We start from the raw sequence: 16,309 nt of genomic DNA, 5'->3' as shown, positions 1-16,309 counted from the left end.
ATCTCACCTCACCGCACGGCCATCGCCCTGATCTGCTCCAGCGATGGCCACAACGATTCGTTCGCAAACCGCTCCGCCAGGAAATCGACGAACGAGCGCACCTTCGCCGACAGATGCCGCCGGCTCGCGTAGACCACGTGAATCGGCAGCTCGCGTGGCGGCACGTCGTCCACCAGCAAGGGCACCAGGCGCCCGGCGGCCAGATCGTCGCCGATCACCTCGGTGCCCAGCATCGCGATGCCCGCGCCTTGCAGCACGATCACCCGCTGCGCCTCCAGATGATTGACGATCAGATTGCCCGATAGCCGCACGCGCGGCGCGGCGTCGCCGGCGGTCAGCGGAATTTCCAGCGTCGAGACGCCCGCGTATTGCAGGTAGTTGTGGCGCGCGAGTTCGGCGACCGTCTTCGGCGTGCCGTGCCGCTTCAGATAGGCCGGCGACGCGCACAGCACCAGATGCGCGGTCGCAATCTGCCGCGCGATCAGCGACGACGACTTCAGCCCGCTCGGCGACGCCCGGATCGCGACGTCGAAGCCCTCGTCGATCAGTTCGACCACACGGTCGGACAGCGTGATGTCGACGGTGACCTGCGGATACTGCGCCGCGTAGTCGGCCACGGCGGCCATCACGTGACTCAGACCGAATGCCGACAGCGACGACACCCGCAGCCGTCCTTGCGGCACCACGCTTGCCGCGCCGACCACCTGGCCGGCTTCCTCGAGTTCGGTCAGCGCCTGGCTCAGGCGTTCGTAGTATTCGCGGCCCGCCTCGGTAGGCGCGACGCGCCGCGTGGTGCGGTTCAGCAGACGCGCGCCGAGCTGCTGCTCGAGGTGCATCACGTGCTTGCTCGCCATCGCCGCCGACATCTCCAGTTTCTCCGCCGCGCCGACGAAGCTGCCGACCTCCACCACATGGCGGAACACTTTCATGCTGACGAGGGTATCCATCTCAATCGCTCGCTGGAGGAATCAATCGGCGTCATTCTGCCGGGTTTATCAAAGGCAGGTGAGCAAATCGGGAGGCTAAGCGCTCCGCGGCGGCAGGTAATAGGCACCAGGCGGCCAGAAACGACAAAGCCCGCCTTCCAGGGAAGACGGGCTTTGTCGTTTCGCGAATCTCGTGATGCCGGCAGGTCCGGGCGCACCGCCACGGCGTGACGCGCGCCCAGGAGCGCCACTGATGAGTGACGCTCCAGACCCGGGTCGCGCTTAGAACTTCGCGCGCAGACCGACGCCGTACGTGTTGCCGCTCGACTCGTTGGTGATGTGGTCGTACATATACGCCGCGTAGACGTCCGTACGCTTGGACAGCGGGTAGTCGTAGCCGATCGCTGCCGTCTGACGGGTCTGGTTCAGACCGCCGCCGTCGCGCGAGTAGGCGTACGACGCCATCACGGTACCCGGACCGACCGGCACCGACGCGCCGCCCTGGCCAGTGTTCACGTGCCAGCTCGAGATCTGCTGTTCGTTGTACGTGTACATGTATTGGCCGTAGAACTTCACGAACTTCAGATCGTACGACGCGCCCACCTGCGCGACGCTCTGGCTCTTCAGGCCGGGGACGCCCGACGCCGCGAAGCTGCCCAGGTCGCTCGGCACGTTGTTGAAGTTCACGTACTGATACACCGCGGTTGCCGCGAACGGGCCGTGGAAGTACAGCACCTGGCCGCTCCACTTCTTCGCGCCGTTCTGCGTCGTGTTGCCCAGACCGTACATGGCGGTCGCGCTCAGGCCGTTGAAGTTCGGCGTCGCGTACGACACGGCATTGTTCCAGCCGGAGTCGCCGGTCACGCCCTGATCCGTGTTGTACGTCGGGAACGTGCCGAGGCCGAGGTACGTATGCGCCACCATCGGCGAGAACACGTACGAGTCGATGAACGGGTTGAACAGGATCGTCGAGACGAACAGCGGCGTCGTCAGACGACCGGCCGTGACCGTACCGTACGGAGATTCGATACCGACGTACGCGTTACGCGAGAACATCGAGTCGCCCGTGAAGCGGCCGTACTGACCGTTCTGCGCGAGGAAGAAGCCTTCGATCGTGAAGATCGCCTTGTAGCCGCCACCCAGATCCTCAGCGCCCTTCATGCCCCAGTACGACGTCGACATACCGCCGCCGGACACGACGGTCGCGCTCTTGTTGGCCGGGAATTTCTGCACGCCGACCCATTCGTCGACCTGACCGTACAACTGCACGCTCGATTGCGCGAAAGCGGACGATGCGCAAGCCAGCAAAGCGGCGCATGCAGTGGCCTTGAGGGTGGTCTTCAGCGCACTGCTGATGCTTGTATTCATGGGTTCTCCTGTCTTTGTCAAAAAGGTGTGGCTGTGCGAAACGGGGAGCTCGCGCGAACCATTTGTTGTTGTCCGTTCGATCGTCGAGCCAATCTGGGCGGGACCATCTTTGCGGACCATTTTTATGGACAAAAATATCGCTGGTTATTGCGGGTATATCGATCTGGTTAGTTTTGCGGTTTATCGGCCTGATAAAGCCCTGCCGGATAACCCGCGCGCCGTGCTTCCGCCACTTTTGCGGCAGCGCGCAAAGCACTGCTGATGCCGATGCCGACTGGGTGATAACGCACGAAATGACAAGCGGATGACGCAGCGCCGCAGAAACGTCACGATTTGACGACGAGTCGCTAAAGACTGACGAATGTTTTCAAAAAAGTGTGGCGTCGAAACGTCACATTGACAGCGGCTTAAACCCCGGAGAGCGGGCGAAGGAGGGAAGAAGGCAGTTTGAAAGGTGAATTGACGATAACCGCCGGTTCGCGAAACCGAATGGCGGATTAGCCGGGAGGGCGATTATCGGAAGACGTCGCGCTAATGCGAAAGCGCATTTACCGCATCATGGAACGCGCCGGGGTACCGATTATGCCCAGCGGTTCGTGGTCTATTCGAGAACGGTGGGCGACCGGTCAGTTCCGGTAAGGCGAACCTTCGGCCTGGCGAGGATCGTCGTTCTGGCGCTGCATGGCGCGCGCCGAGCCGCGTTCTTCGTTGTAGCGTGCGACATCCGCGCGGATCGAGCCCGCCCGCACCGGCGCGTTGGGCGGCGGCCGTGGCACCGACCGCGACTCGGCGCTGACCGGCGTGATGGCGCCGGCGTATTGCATGCCGCCGCGTGCGTCGTTCGGATAGCCGGACGGACCCGCCGGGCGTCGCATGCCGGAGTTGTACACGCCGAAGCCATCGCCGCCGGCAGGACCCCGTGCGAAGTTTGCGCCGTTACGCGGCGAGCCGGCATTGCGGTCGAACGACGCGTTGCGGGATGGAGCGGGAGCAGGTCGCGCAGCGGACATCGAGCCGAATGCCGGCACGGATCGCGCACCCGGCGCGCCGAAGCCGCCGAAACGGCCGCCGCCGCGCATGTCGCCGCGCATTGCGTGGTTCACCGAAGCATGCGCGAAACCGCCGCCGCCGCCACCGAAGTGCGGCATACCCGGCGCCTTTGCATAGGCGAACGAGCACAGCGCGGCGATAACCGCGCCCAACGCCCAGTGCTTCGTTCTCGACAACCCGTCCACCTTGGTGACTCTCATGCCCGAAGACTTGCCTGAAACTCACCGTTCGAGCTGCGATGAGTTTGTTTTTGGGACGATTTCGAGCGTTGCGAAGTTAATGCCGCGCACGCCATCCCGACGGCCTTTGAACCGTAATTTATGGGTGGCGACAAAGGGTGTCGAGCCAAAAAGTGTTAGGCCCGAGCATGGGATGTAACACCTTGTTACCGCGACGTTTTTCTACGACAGAGCCCTTGCGGAAAAGCCCTGGAACCGTTCGCTTGCAAGGCTTTGCGGGTTTTCCAGAAGTCCGTTGCGTATGACGAATCCGGCTCGTGTTTTTCAGGGTAAATCGTTAAAACCGCATGGACCAAAACTCACTCGTCGCCAATACTGAAAATGCGGCGACCGGCCTCGTCCAATATAAGCAGCACGGGCAAACTCATGCGTGTCGTTCATTAATCGATTCGGCAAATGAATTTGCATTTTCAATCGATTTTCAATGACAATAGCCTTTTGCCACAGCTCAGCGGCACGCGTTCGCGCGCGCCCTGCGCGCTATTCCGCTTCACCGAATCGAGATTCCGCCATGGCTCGCCCGAAACTGCTTCCCGACAACTTCACCCTGTGCCTCGTCGGCACCGTGATCCTCGCCAGCCTGCTGCCCGTGCATGGGCAGGCCGCCGTCGGTTTCAACTGGGTGACGAACGTGGCGGTCGGCCTGCTGTTTTTCCTGCACGGCGCGAAGCTCTCACGCGAAGCGATTATTGCGGGCGCGACGCATTGGCGGCTTCATCTGGTCGTTCTGTTGAGCACGTTCGCGCTGTTTCCGCTGCTCGGCCTCGCGCTTAAGCCGTTCCTGTCGCCACTGGTCACGCCGGCGCTCTACGCAGGGGTCCTCTTCCTCTGCACGCTGCCGTCCACGGTGCAGTCGTCGATCGCGTTCACATCGATCGCCAAAGGCAACGTGCCGGCCGCCGTGTGTAGCGCGTCGGCCTCCAGCCTGCTCGGCATCTTCATCACGCCCGCGCTGGTCAGCGTCGTCATCGCCAATCAGAACGCGGGCGGCAGCTCGCCGTGGCACACGGTCGGCAATATCGTCATGCAGCTTCTCGTGCCGTTCCTCGCCGGGCAGTTGCTGCGGCCGGTTATCGGGAGCTGGATCGAACGTCATCGCGGCGTGCTGAAGTTCGTCGATCAGGGGTCGATTCTGCTGGTGGTGTACGGCGCCTTCAGCGAAGCGGTGGACGAAGGCTTGTGGCATCAGATTCCTCTGTCCGCACTCGGCGGGCTGCTGCTGATCAACGTGGTGCTGCTCGCGCTCGCGCTGGCGGTGACCATCTTCGCCAGCAAGCGGCTCGGCTTCAATCGCGCCGATCAGATCACCATCATCTTCTGCGGGTCGAAGAAAAGTCTCGCGGCCGGCGTGCCCATGGCCAAGGTGATCTTCTCCTCCCACGCGGTAGGCGCCGTGGTGCTGCCGCTGATGCTGTTCCACCAGATCCAGTTGATGGTGTGCGCCGCGCTCGCGCAGCGCTGGGGCGCACGCGACACCAGCGGCGAGAACCGCGTTCCCGCGCGCGACCGGTCCCCCGCCGCCGTAGCCCGGCGGTGAATACGCGCGCAATGCAAACAGGACATTCATAAGCGCCCTCCCTGAGCGTCATTGGATGAAAGCCGCCTCGTGCGGCTTTTTTGTTATTTCACGCGCACACGGCCTTGCTGTCGCCTCAGCCAGAAGACATAGGGCGGTTCCTGGCGATTCTTAAGCGGCGCTCGGCCTCTTCGCCGGCGCACCACCCCGGTGCATCGCTTCACTAAAAATTCACTTAACTCCGGTCAGGGTCCGCCGTTAAGCCGAACGTCGATCGCTCCGTCTATCTGCCATGCATCTTCGTTCGCCCTCCCGATCCGCCGCGCCGCGCATCGAGGAATTGATCGCCAGGCGTGACTTGTCCGCAGTGTTCCAGCCGATCATCGATTTCGAAGACGGCGCGATCCTCGGTTACGAAGGTCTGATTCGCGGACCGGCCGGCACCCCGCTCGAAGCGCCGTTCGCGCTGTTCTCGCAAGCGCTCGCGGAAGGCTGCGCGATCGCGCTCGAACAGGCGGCCGCGCGCACCTGCATCGAGGCGTTCGCGAAGCTGGACGTCGACGGCAAGCTGTTCCTGAATTTCAGCGCGGGCGCGATACGCCAGTTGGCCGAAGCGCGCGACGACACGCTCGCGCTGCTGCGTCATCGCGGCGTCGATCCGCAGCGGCTCGTGATCGAGCTGACCGAGCAGAGTTCGATTCCGGACGTCGCCAGTTTCCTGCCGGTGATCTCGACGCTGCGCGCCGCCGGCGCGCAATTCGCGCTCGACGACTACGGCACCGCCAACGCCAGCATGAATCTGTGGGTGCGGCTGCAACCGGACGTGGTGAAGATCGACCGCTTCTTCATTCACGACATCGCGAGCGATCCGCTCAAGTTCGAGGCCGTGCGGGCGATGCAGCATTTCGCCAGCGCGAGCGGCGCGCAGCTGGTGGCCGAGGGCATCGAAAACGAAGCGGATCTGATCGTCGTGCGCGACATGGGGATCAATTGCGGCCAGGGTTATTTCTTCGGCCGGCCGCACGCGCACCCGGCGCGCAAGCTGAGCGACGACGCCCGCGACGCATTGCGCGCGGGCCACATCGCCGTGTTCCCCGAGACCACGCGCGCGGTGAGCAGCGCGTCGCCGTCGGGCGGCATGGCGTCGGCGAAAATGCTGGTGCCGGCGCCGGCGCTGCCGCGCCATGCGACCAACAACGACGTGCTCGACCTGTTCAACCGCCTGCCCGACCTGCACGCGGTCGCGGTGGTGGAAAACGACCAGCCGGTCGCGCTGATCAACCGCCGCAGCTTCATGGACCGCTACGCGCTGCCGTATCACCGCGAGCTGTTCGGCAAACGCCCGTGCCTGCAATTCGCCAACGCATCGCCGGTGGTGATCGAAAAATCGATGACGGTCGAACAGATGGCCCAGCTCCTCGCGAGCGACGACCAGCGCTATCTCGCCGACGGCTTCGTCATCACCGAAAACGGTCTGTACGCGGGGCTCGGCACCGGCGAGAACCTGGTGCGCGCGGTGACCGAAGTGCGCATCGAAGCGGCGCGCTACGCGAACCCGCTGACCTTCCTGCCGGGCAACATCCCGATCAGCTCGCACATCGCTCGCCTGCTCGGCAACGACGCGGGCTTTCACGCGTGCTACGTCGATCTGAACCACTTCAAGCCGTTCAACGATCAATACGGCTACTGGCAAGGCGACGAAGTGCTGAAGTTCGCCGCGGCGGTGCTCGCCGAAGTCTGCGACCCGACGCGCGATTTCCTCGGCCACGTCGGCGGCGACGATTTCATGATCCTGTTCCAGAGCGACGACTGGCAGGCGCGCGTGCTGCGCGCGATTCACGCGTTCAACGAGGGCGCGCAGCGTTTCTACGCGCCGGCGGACCGGCTCGCGGGCGGCATCCACGGCGAAGACCGGCGCGGCAATCCGACCTTCTTCGGCTTCGTGACGATGGCGATCGGCGGCGTGCACGTCGAGCCGGCCGGCGGGCCGTCGCTGTACAACAGCGAGGAAATCGCGTCGGTCGCGGCCGTGGCCAAGCGGCGCGCGAAACATGAGGCGAGCGGCTTCGTGCTGATCGATGCGGACGAATGCGTGGCCCTGCTACGCGGCCAGGCCGAAGCCGCCCACGCGCCGTCGGCACAGTTTGTTTAGCATTTTTTACTAAACAGCATAAAACGGGCCAAGCCCAACACCCAGGGGTATCTCCGGGTGCCGACACGGTGATTTTCGAGCGGTTCGCGGCGCGTTTTACTATACAATCGCCCGAACTCAAACACCGTGCGGCCGCCCTGCGCGGCCGTCTCATTCGATGGCCACAACCATCCGCGACATCGCCCGTGCGGCCAGCGTGTCGATCGGCACCGTGTCACGCGCGCTGAAAAACCAGCCGGGGCTTTCCGAGGCGACCCGCGAACGCGTCGTCGAGGCGGCGCGGCAACTCGGCTACGACGCCGCGCAATTGCGCCCGCGCATCCGCCGGCTCACCTTCCTGCTGCATCGTCAGCACAACAACTTCGCGGTCAGTCCGTTCTTTTCGCACGTGCTGCACGGCGTGGAAGACGCCTGCCGCGAGCGCGGCATCGTGCCCTCGGTGCTGACCGCCGGCCCCACCGAGGACGTGATCCAGCAGATGCGCCTGCACGCGCCCGACGCCGTGGCGATCGCCGGCTTCGTCGAGCCGGAAACGCTCACCACGCTGGTCGCGATGCAGCGCCCGCTGGTGCTGATCGACCTGTGGGCGCCGGGCCTGCGCTCGGTGAATCTCGACAACGTGGCCGGCGCGATGCTCGCGATGCGACACCTGTTCGAGCAGCAGCGCAAACGCATCGCGTTCATCGGCGGCTCGCTCGCGCACTTCAGCATCGCGCAGCGCGCGCTCGGCTACCGGCGCGCGTTTTTCGAAGCCGGGCTGCTGTTCGACCCGTCGCTGGAAGTGACCATCGACGCCGGCCTCGATCCCGACACCGGCGCCGCGCGCGCGATGCTGCAACTACTCGACGCGCCCGGCCCGCGTCCCGACGCGGTGTTCGCGTACAACGACGCCGCCGCGCTCGCCGCGCTACGCGCGTGCCTCGCGCGCGGCCTGCGGGTGCCCGAGGACATCGCCATCATCGGCTTCGACGACATTCCCGCCGCCGCGCATGCGTCGCCGCCGCTGTCCACCCTCTCGGTCGACAAGGAAGCGCTCGGCCGGCGCGGCGTCGAGCTGCTGCTCGAAGACTCGCCCGCCGAACTCGAAGTCCGCTTGCCCGTCCACCTCATTGCCCGTGCCAGTACTTTGGTGAAAAAGCCATGACGCAATCCGACCCGCTTCACTCCGCCAACGGCGCCGCCGTGCCGGCCGTCGACGATTTCCGCAGCCGCGACTTCCTGCTCTCGCACGTGCAGGACACGCTGCGCTTCTATGCGCCGAACGTGTTCGACCCGAGCGGCGGCTTCTTCCATTTCTTCCGCGACGACGGTTCGATCTACGACCGCACCACGCGGCATCTGGTGAGCAGTTGCCGCTACGTGTTCAACTACGCGATGGCCTACCGCCAGTTCGGCGATCCGCAACATCTCGAATACGCGCGCCACGGTCTGCGCTTTCTGCGCGACGCGCATTGGGACGCGCAGCACGAAGGCTACGACTGGGAACTCGAATGGCGCGACGGCCACAAGCGCACGCTCGACGCCACCCGCCACTGCTACGGCCTCGCGTTCGTGCTGCTCGCGTACTCGCATGCGGCGATGGCCGGCATCGAGGAAGCGAAGCCGATGATCGCCGCGACCTTCGAGCTGATGGAACATCGCTTCTGGGACGCCGCCGCCGGTCTCTACGCCGACGAAGCATCAGCGGAATGGCGCGTTAGCTCGTACCGTGGCCAGAACGCCAACATGCACACCACCGAGGCGCTGCTCGCCGCGCACGAAGCGACCGGGCATCTGGTCTATCTCGATCGCGCGGAGCGGGTCGCGTCGAACATCACGCTGCGTCAGGCGAAGCTCTCGCAGGGCCTGGTGTGGGAACACTTTCACGCGGACTGGTCGGTCGACTGGCACTACAACGAGGAAGACAGTTCGAACATCTTCCGGCCGTGGGGTTTCCAGCCGGGCCATCAGACCGAATGGGCGAAGCTGCTGCTGATTCTCGAACGCTTCCGGCCGCTGCCGTGGCTATTGCCGCGCGCGATCGAACTGTTCGACGCCGCGATGACGCACGCGTGGGACGAAGATCACGGCGGCCTCTATTACGGCTTCGGGCCCGACGGCACCGTGTGCGACCACGACAAGTATTTCTGGGTGCAGGCCGAAACCTTCGCGACCGCCGCGCTGCTCGGCAAGCGCACCGGCAACGAACGTTTCTGGGACTGGTACGACGAGATCTGGCGCTATAGCTGGGCGCATTTCGTCGATCACAAGTACGGCGCGTGGTATCGCATTCTCACTTGCGACAACCGCAAGTACAGCGACGAGAAAAGCCCGGCCGGCAAGACCGACTATCACACCATGGGCGCGTGCTACGAAGTGCTGGCGCACGCGTTGTCCGACGGCGCGGCCGCCGCGTCCGAATCCGCGGAGCAGACACAATGAGCGAAGCCATCGCAAGCAACGACTTTCCCGTGTTCGTCTCGGCCGGCGACATCCTCACCGACCTCGTGCGCACCGGCACCTCGCAATGGCTGTCGCGCCCGGGCGGCGCCGGCTGGAACGTGGCGCGCTGCGTCGCGCGGCTCGGTCTGCCGACCGCCTGCGCGGGCTCGCTCGGCGTCGACAATTTCTCCGACGAGCTGTGGCAGGCGAGCATCGCCGCCGGGCTCGACATGCGCTTCATGCAACGCGTGACGCGCCCGCCGCTGCTGGCCATCGTGCATCAGACGCATCCGCCCGCGTACTTCTTCATGGGCGAAAACGGCGCGGACCTCGCGTTCGATCCGAAGCAGTTGCCGGCCGGCTGGAGCGCGCAGGTGAAGTGGGCGCACTTCGGTTGCATCAGCCTCGTGCGCCAGCCGCTCGGCGATACGCTCGCCGCGCTCGCGGCCGGGCTGCGTTCGCAAGGCGTGAAGATCAGCTTCGATCCGAACTACCGCAATCTGATGGAACACGGCTACGAGCCGACCTTGCGCAAGATGGCCGCGCTCGCCGATCTGATCAAGGTATCGGACGAAGACTTGCGCCTGCTGTTCAAGACCGACGACGAAGCCGCCGCGCTCGCGCAATTGCAGGCCATGAACCCGGCCGCCACCGTGCTCGTCACGCGCGGCTCGGAAACCGCGCTGCTGATCGACGGGGCGATGGTGGTCGAGGCGCGTCCGCCGCGCGTGGAAGTGGCCGATACGGTCGGCGCGGGCGATGCATCGATCGGCGGTCTGCTGTTCAGTCTGATGACGGCGCCGCAGCGCGCGTGGCCCGAGCACCTGGCGTTCGCGCTGGCGGCCGGCGCGGCGGCGTGCCGGCATGCGGGTGCGCATGCGCCGACATTGGATGAAGTGGTCGCGCTGCTGTAGTCCACCGTGCTGGGCAGCCGCCCCGCGCGGCGTGCGCGGTGTGCGGTTGCCGCGTTTGCCATCGGCACGCGCCGCCGCGAGGGCGTCAGCCGGCGCTCCGCCATCGTGCTAGGATGAAAATCCGACACCGTTGCGAAGGAGCGCGGCCATGGACGACATCACGTACACCAAGGGCATCTACACCGCCACCGCGTCCATCAAACAAGTACAAAACGATGCGTGGCAGGGCGTCGTGACGCTCGCGCGCGACGAAGGCGACGCGGCCGATCAGGAGACGACGGCCTACGAAGTGGACAGCACGTCGTCGACCCCGGAAGAAGCGCTCGAAGAAGCCAAGGCGCTCGCGCACCGGATACTCGGGGACATCGAACTCTAGGCAGACCGGCGCCGCGCACGGACTGCCGTGCCGCGCCACGTTGCCTGAAACGGCCGGAGGCGGTCATGGCTGAACAGCTCTTTCTCTACGGCGTGTACTCGATACACGTCCGCCCTCTCGAACTCAACGGCGCGCGCTGGGACGCGGAATACGAGATCCGTCATCGCGACAAGGCGGTGAAGGCGTGGACCACCATCGGCGGCGATCAGGGGTATGGCGTCGCGGCGGAAGCGGTCGAGGCCGCGCATCGGCAGGCGGTCGACGATATCGAACACGGCGCGGGCATTCCGAAGCCGCGCGCGTTTCCTTGACGTGAGGCGCCTGAAGCATCAGACACGCCGTGCCTGATGCGCTGAACGCTCGTTAGGCGCTGAATTTTCCGCGCTGTACTTAAGGTCAACGCAAGGCGCGAACGCGTTCGCGCCGCGAAAGCGGCGTGCTACGCTTTGCGCGTTTTCATTTCCACGAGCACGTCATGGCCAGCGAACCCTCGGACCGACTTGCCGGCCTCGGCGAGGCCGACACCGGTGCCGACGCCGACACCGCCGCACGCGCGCGCCGCCGCGTTCCGCGCGGCAGCCGCGAACTGCGCCTCGACGATCGCGTGGTCATCACGCACAGCCTGCCGACGCCGCTGTGGCAGGACTTCTATCACCGTGCGGTGGTGGCGCGCTGGCCGATGTTCTTCGTGTCGCTCGCGCTGCTGTTCCTGCTGCTCAACACCGTCTTCGCGACGCTCTACATGCTCGGCGATGCGCCGATCGCCAATCAGTTTCCGTCCGGCTTCGGCGGCGCGTTTTTCTTCAGCGTCGAAACGCTCGCGACGGTCGGCTACGGCGACATGCATCCGCAGACCGTCTACGCGCACTGGATCGCGACGCTCGAAATCTTCGTCGGCATGTCGAGCATCGCGTTGGCGACCGGGCTGATCTTCGCGCGCTTCTCGCGCCCGCACGCCAAGGTGATTTTCGCGCGCTACGCGGTCGTGCGGCCGATCGACGGCCGCATGACGTTGATGGTCCGTTCCGCGAACGCGCGGCTGAACGTGATTGCCGAAGCGCACGCGCGGCTGCGCATCCTGCGCAAGGAAACCACCGTCGAAGGTTTCACGCTGCGGCGGCTCTACGACCTCACGCTGGTGCGCGATCAACACCCGGTGTTCAAGCTCGGCTGGACGCTGATGCACGTGATCGACGAGAACAGCCCGCTGTTCGGCGAAACCGCCGAGTCGCTGAAGGGCAGCGACACGTCGCTGGTGCTGACGCTGGAAGGCGTCGACGAATCGACGTCGCAGACCATGCAGGCGCGGCATATGTGGAACTGCGAGCTGATCCGCTGGCATCACCGCTTCGTCGATATCCTCACCGAGCAGGACGGCGTGAGCCACATCGACTATTCCCATTTCGACGAAGTGGTACCGCTCGACGCCGCGCCGATGACAGCCGCGAGCGCAACCCATAGCGCCGGCGCCCACGACCCCGCCGCCGCGCAAACCAGGCCGTAGCCGTCCGCAAACGCTCCCTTCGAAAACCCGCCGCGCCGCACCAGGGCATACCCGAATGCGCGCGCCGCGTGGCAGATCCACCTCAAAACTTCATTAAAACGCGCGGCTCTTCTCGCAGCTTCGCTACCCGCTCATCAAAGTAGAAAAAATCCACTCCAATCGGCGCTAAAAAATAGAGTCTCTTTCGCTGCGTCACCTCGTGGTCCCCACCACCGCGCGAACACAAAATGGAGACTCACCCATGACCGCTCGCCTGCCCATCGACGGCACGCCCGCTCTCGCCGACTACAAGCTGTCCGACAACCTCACCGCGACGCGCGGCCGCATCTTCCTGACCGGCACGCAGGCGCTGGTGCGTCTCGCGCTGATGCAACGCGCCGCCGACAAGGCGCGCGGCATGAACACGGCCGGCTTCATCAGCGGCTATCGCGGCTCGCCGCTCGGCATGGTCGACCAGCAGTTGTGGAAGGCGAAGAAACTGCTCACGGCGAGTGAAATCCGCTTTCTGCCCGCGATCAACGAGGAACTCGGCGGCACCGCCGTGCTCGGCACGCAGCGCGTCGAAGCGGACCCGGAACGTACCGTCGAGGGTGTATTCGCGATGTGGTACGGCAAGGGCCCCGGCGTGGACCGCGCGGGCGACGCGCTGAAGCACGGCAACGCGTACGGCTCGTCGCCGCATGGCGGCGTGCTGGTGGTGGCGGGCGACGACCACGGTTGCGTGTCGTCGTCGATGCCGCATCAGAGCGACTTCGCGATGATGGCGTGGCACATGCCGGTGGTGAATCCGTCGAACATCGCCGACATGCTCGAATTCGGCCTGTACGGCTGGGCGATGTCGCGCTTCTCCGGCGCGTGGGTCGGTTACAAGGCGATCTCCGAGACCGTCGAGTCGGGTTCGACGGTCGATCTCGACGCGCTGCAAACCGAATGGGCGACGCCGCAGGACTTCACCGCGCCCGCCGGCGGCCTGCACAACCGTTGGCCGGATCTGCCGAGCCTGACGATCGAATCGCGCATGCACGCGAAGCTCGACGCAGTGCGCCACTTCGCGCGCGTGAACAGCATCGACAAATGGATCGCGCCGAGCCCGCACGCGAACGTGGGCATCGTGACCTGCGGCAAGGCGCATCTGGACCTGATGGAAACGCTGCGCCGGCTCGATCTCACGGTCGCCGATCTGGAAGCGGCCGGCGTGCGCATCTACAAGGTCGGTCTGTCGTTTCCGCTGGAGATGACGCGGATCGACGCGTTCGTCTCCGGCCTCTCCGAAGTGCTGGTGATCGAGGAAAAAGGCCCGGTCATCGAACAGCAGATCAAGGACTATCTCTACAACCGCACGCAAGGCACGCGGCCGGTCGTGGTCGGCAAGAACGCCGCGGACGGCACGCTGCTGCTGTCCTCGCTCGGCGAGCTGCGGCCGTCGCGCATTCTGCCGGTGTTCGCGGACTGGCTCGCGAAGCACAAGCCCGCGCTGGATCGCCGCGACCGCGTGGTCGATCTGGTCGCGCCGCACATTCTGTCGAACGCGGCGGACAGCGTGAAGCGCACGCCGTACTTCTGCTCGGGCTGCCCGCACAACACGTCGACCAAGGTGCCGGACGGCTCGATCGCGCACGCCGGCATCGGCTGTCACTTCATGGCCTCGTGGATGGAGCGCGACACCACCGGCCTGATCCAGATGGGCGGCGAAGGCGTCGACTGGGCCTCGCATTCGATGTTCACGAAAACGCGTCACGTGTTCCAGAATCTCGGCGACGGTACGTACTTCCACTCGGGCATTCTGGCGATCCGCCAGGCGGTGGCCGCGAAGGCCACCATCACGTACAAGATTCTCTATAACGACGCGGTCGCGATGACCGGCGGCCAGCCCGTCGACGGCAGCATCTCGGTGCCGCAGATCGCGCGTCAGGTGGAAGCGGAGGGCGTGTCGCGCTTCGTCGTGGTGAGCGACGAGCCGGAAAAATACGACGGCCATCACGATCTGTTTCCGAAGGGCACCACGTTCCACCATCGCAGCGAAATGGACACCGTGCAGCGCGAACTGCGCGACACCGACGGCGTGACCGTGCTGATCTACGACCAGACCTGCGCGGCGGAAAAGCGTCGTCGCCGGAAAAAAGGCGAGTTTCCCGATCCGGACAAGCGTCTGTTCATCAACGAGGAAGTCTGCGAAGGCTGCGGCGACTGCGGCGTGCAGTCGAACTGTCTGTCGGTCGAACCGGTCGAGACCGCGTTGGGACGCAAGCGCCGTATCGATCAATCGTCGTGCAACAAGGACTATTCGTGCGTGAACGGCTTCTGCCCGAGCTTCGTCACGGTGGAAGGCGGCAAGCTGAAGAAGGCCGCGGGCGCTGCGTTCGATCCGGCGGCGCTGGCCGCGCGCGTCGACGCGCTACCGGTTCCGGCGACGCACCTCGACGCCGCGCCCTACGACATTCTGGTGACGGGCGTGGGCGGCACGGGCGTGGTGACGGTCGGCGCACTCATCAGCATGGCCGCGCATCTGGAAGGCAAGAGCGCATCCGTGCTCGACTTCATGGGTTTCGCGCAGAAAGGCGGCTCGGTGCTGTCGTTCGTGCGCTTCGCCGCGCGCGACGAATGGCTCAACCAGGTCCGTATCGACACGCAACAGGCCGACGTGCTGCTCGCCTGCGACATGGTGGTCGGCGCGAGTGCCGATGCGCTGCAAACGGTGCGCCACGGCCGCACGCGCATCGTGGTGAACACGCATGCGATCCCGAACGCGACCTTCGTGCAGAATCCGGACGCGACGCTGCATGCGGACGCGCTGATCGACAAGATGCGTCACGCGGCCGGCGCCGAACGCATGTCGACCTGCGACGCCCAGGCGCTCGCCACGCGTTTCCTCGGCGACACGATCGGCGCGAACATCCTGATGCTCGGCTACGCATGGCAGCTCGGCCTCGTGCCGGTGTCGTTCGCGGCGATGATGCGGGCAATCGAACTGAACAACGTCGCGGTGCAGATGAATCAGCTGGCGTTTTCGATCGGCCGTCTGGCGGCGCAGGACCCGGCCGCGCTGGAAGCGTTGTGGCAAGCGCGGCATCTGGCGAAACAGGCGGTGCGGGTCGACACGCTCGACGAGCTGATCGCGCATCGCGAAGGGCGTCTGCAAACCTACGGCGGCGCAGGCTATGCGAAGCGTTACCGCGCGCTGGTCGATGCGGCGCGCCGCGCGGAAAGCGCGGTCGATGCCCACAGCGAACGCGTGACGCGCGCGGTCGCGACGACCTTCTACCGCCTGCTCGCGGTGAAGGATGAATACGAAGTCGCGCGTCTGCACACGGACGTCGCCTTCCGCGAGGCGCTGGAAGCGCAATTCGAAGGCGTGGCCGGCAAGGACTTCGGCATCAAGTTCAATCTCGCGCCTCCGACTATCGCGCGTCCGCAGCACGGCAAGAATCCGGTCAAGAAGACTTTCGGTCAGTGGATGTGGCCGGTGCTCGGCATGCTGGCGAAATGGCGCGGTCTGCGCGGCACAATGCTCGATCCGTTCGGCCGCACGCTCGAACGCAAGATGGAACGCGAGCTTGCCGGCGACTACGAAACCACGCTGCAACGCGCATTGACGAAGCTCGACGCGAGCAATCTGGAGGACGTGGCGAAGCTTGCCGATCTGCACGCGCGCGTACGCGGTTACGGTCACGTGAAGCTGGCGAATCTGGCGGGCGTGAAGCGCGGCGAGCGCGATCTCGCGGCACGCCTGCAGATCGACGCGGCAACCGGTGCTTCAGTGAAGGCGTCGCTTGAAGAGATGAAGGGTGCCGGGCAGTTGCGTGGGATTCCGGTGGTGGTCGCGAAGTGAGCGAGAAATAAGCG

At 65.2% G+C, this 16,309-nt stretch carries 13 protein-coding genes; 10 read left to right on the top strand and 3 right to left on the bottom strand.

The window, feature by feature from the left end:
• Positions 1–8: 8 nt before the first annotated feature.
• A complete protein-coding gene (locus LFL96_RS01340) occupies positions 9–947 on the bottom strand; it encodes a LysR family transcriptional regulator (protein ID WP_280997172.1) in 939 nt (312 codons plus the stop codon).
• Positions 948–1,208: 261 nt separating this feature from the next.
• Positions 1,209–2,294, bottom strand: a complete 1,086-nt coding sequence (locus tag LFL96_RS01335) for a porin (RefSeq protein WP_280997170.1) — start codon at positions 2,292–2,294, stop codon at positions 1,209–1,211.
• Here LFL96_RS01335 and LFL96_RS01330 point away from each other — a divergent pair.
• Positions 2,293–2,556: a hypothetical protein gene (locus tag LFL96_RS01330; protein WP_280997168.1), complete on the top strand. Its 264-nt coding sequence runs from the start codon at positions 2,293–2,295 to the stop codon at positions 2,554–2,556. The two genes, LFL96_RS01335 and LFL96_RS01330, sit on opposite strands and share 2 nt — an antisense overlap.
• Positions 2,557–2,920: 364 nt before the next feature.
• Here the strand turns inward: LFL96_RS01330 and LFL96_RS01325 are convergent, their stop codons facing one another.
• Entirely contained in the window at positions 2,921–3,544 is a 624-nt protein-coding gene (locus LFL96_RS01325; RefSeq protein ID WP_280997166.1) for a hypothetical protein, read from the bottom strand.
• Between the two features lie 550 nt (positions 3,545–4,094).
• On the opposite strand from LFL96_RS01325, the gene LFL96_RS01320 reads away from it, so the two are divergent.
• The 9 genes from LFL96_RS01320 (at position 4,095) to LFL96_RS01280 (ending at position 16,295) form a co-directional block, all read left to right on the top strand.
• On the top strand, positions 4,095–5,120 hold the full coding sequence (locus tag LFL96_RS01320) for a bile acid:sodium symporter family protein (protein ID WP_280997164.1): 1,026 nt from the start codon (positions 4,095–4,097) through the stop codon (positions 5,118–5,120).
• Positions 5,121–5,391: 271 nt separating this feature from the next.
• Positions 5,392–7,251, top strand: a complete 1,860-nt coding sequence (locus LFL96_RS01315; protein WP_280997162.1) for a phosphodiesterase — start codon at positions 5,392–5,394, stop codon at positions 7,249–7,251.
• A 157-nt stretch (positions 7,252–7,408) separates the two neighbouring features.
• Positions 7,409–8,395, top strand: a complete 987-nt coding sequence (locus LFL96_RS01310) for a LacI family DNA-binding transcriptional regulator (RefSeq protein ID WP_280997160.1) — start codon at positions 7,409–7,411, stop codon at positions 8,393–8,395.
• Entirely contained in the window at positions 8,392–9,672 is a 1,281-nt protein-coding gene (locus tag LFL96_RS01305; RefSeq protein WP_280997157.1) for an AGE family epimerase/isomerase, read from the top strand. Before LFL96_RS01310 ends, LFL96_RS01305 begins: the two co-directional genes overlap by 4 nt.
• Complete coding sequence (locus tag LFL96_RS01300; protein ID WP_280997155.1) at positions 9,669–10,586, top strand: carbohydrate kinase; 918 nt, start codon at positions 9,669–9,671, stop codon at positions 10,584–10,586. Before LFL96_RS01305 ends, LFL96_RS01300 begins: the two co-directional genes overlap by 4 nt.
• Before the next feature lie 148 nt (positions 10,587–10,734).
• A complete protein-coding gene (locus LFL96_RS01295) occupies positions 10,735–10,962 on the top strand; it encodes a hypothetical protein (RefSeq protein WP_280997153.1) in 228 nt (75 codons plus the stop codon).
• 65 nt (positions 10,963–11,027) lie between these two features.
• The gene (locus tag LFL96_RS01290; protein WP_280997151.1) at positions 11,028–11,273 is read left to right on the top strand and encodes a hypothetical protein; all 246 of its coding nucleotides are present in this window, start codon (positions 11,028–11,030) and stop codon (positions 11,271–11,273) included.
• Positions 11,274–11,437: 164 nt separating this feature from the next.
• Entirely contained in the window at positions 11,438–12,466 is a 1,029-nt protein-coding gene (locus tag LFL96_RS01285) for an ion channel (protein ID WP_280997148.1), read from the top strand.
• A gap of 241 nt (positions 12,467–12,707) precedes the next feature.
• Complete coding sequence (locus LFL96_RS01280; protein WP_280997146.1) at positions 12,708–16,295, top strand: indolepyruvate ferredoxin oxidoreductase family protein; 3,588 nt, start codon at positions 12,708–12,710, stop codon at positions 16,293–16,295.
• Positions 16,296–16,309 lie beyond the last annotated feature (14 nt).

Source organism: Paraburkholderia sp. D15 (assembly GCF_029910215.1).
Lineage (GTDB): Bacteria > Pseudomonadota > Gammaproteobacteria > Burkholderiales > Burkholderiaceae > Paraburkholderia.
Note: the sequence above shows the minus strand (reverse complement) of the source record. Positions and strands in the feature narration are given on the sequence as shown.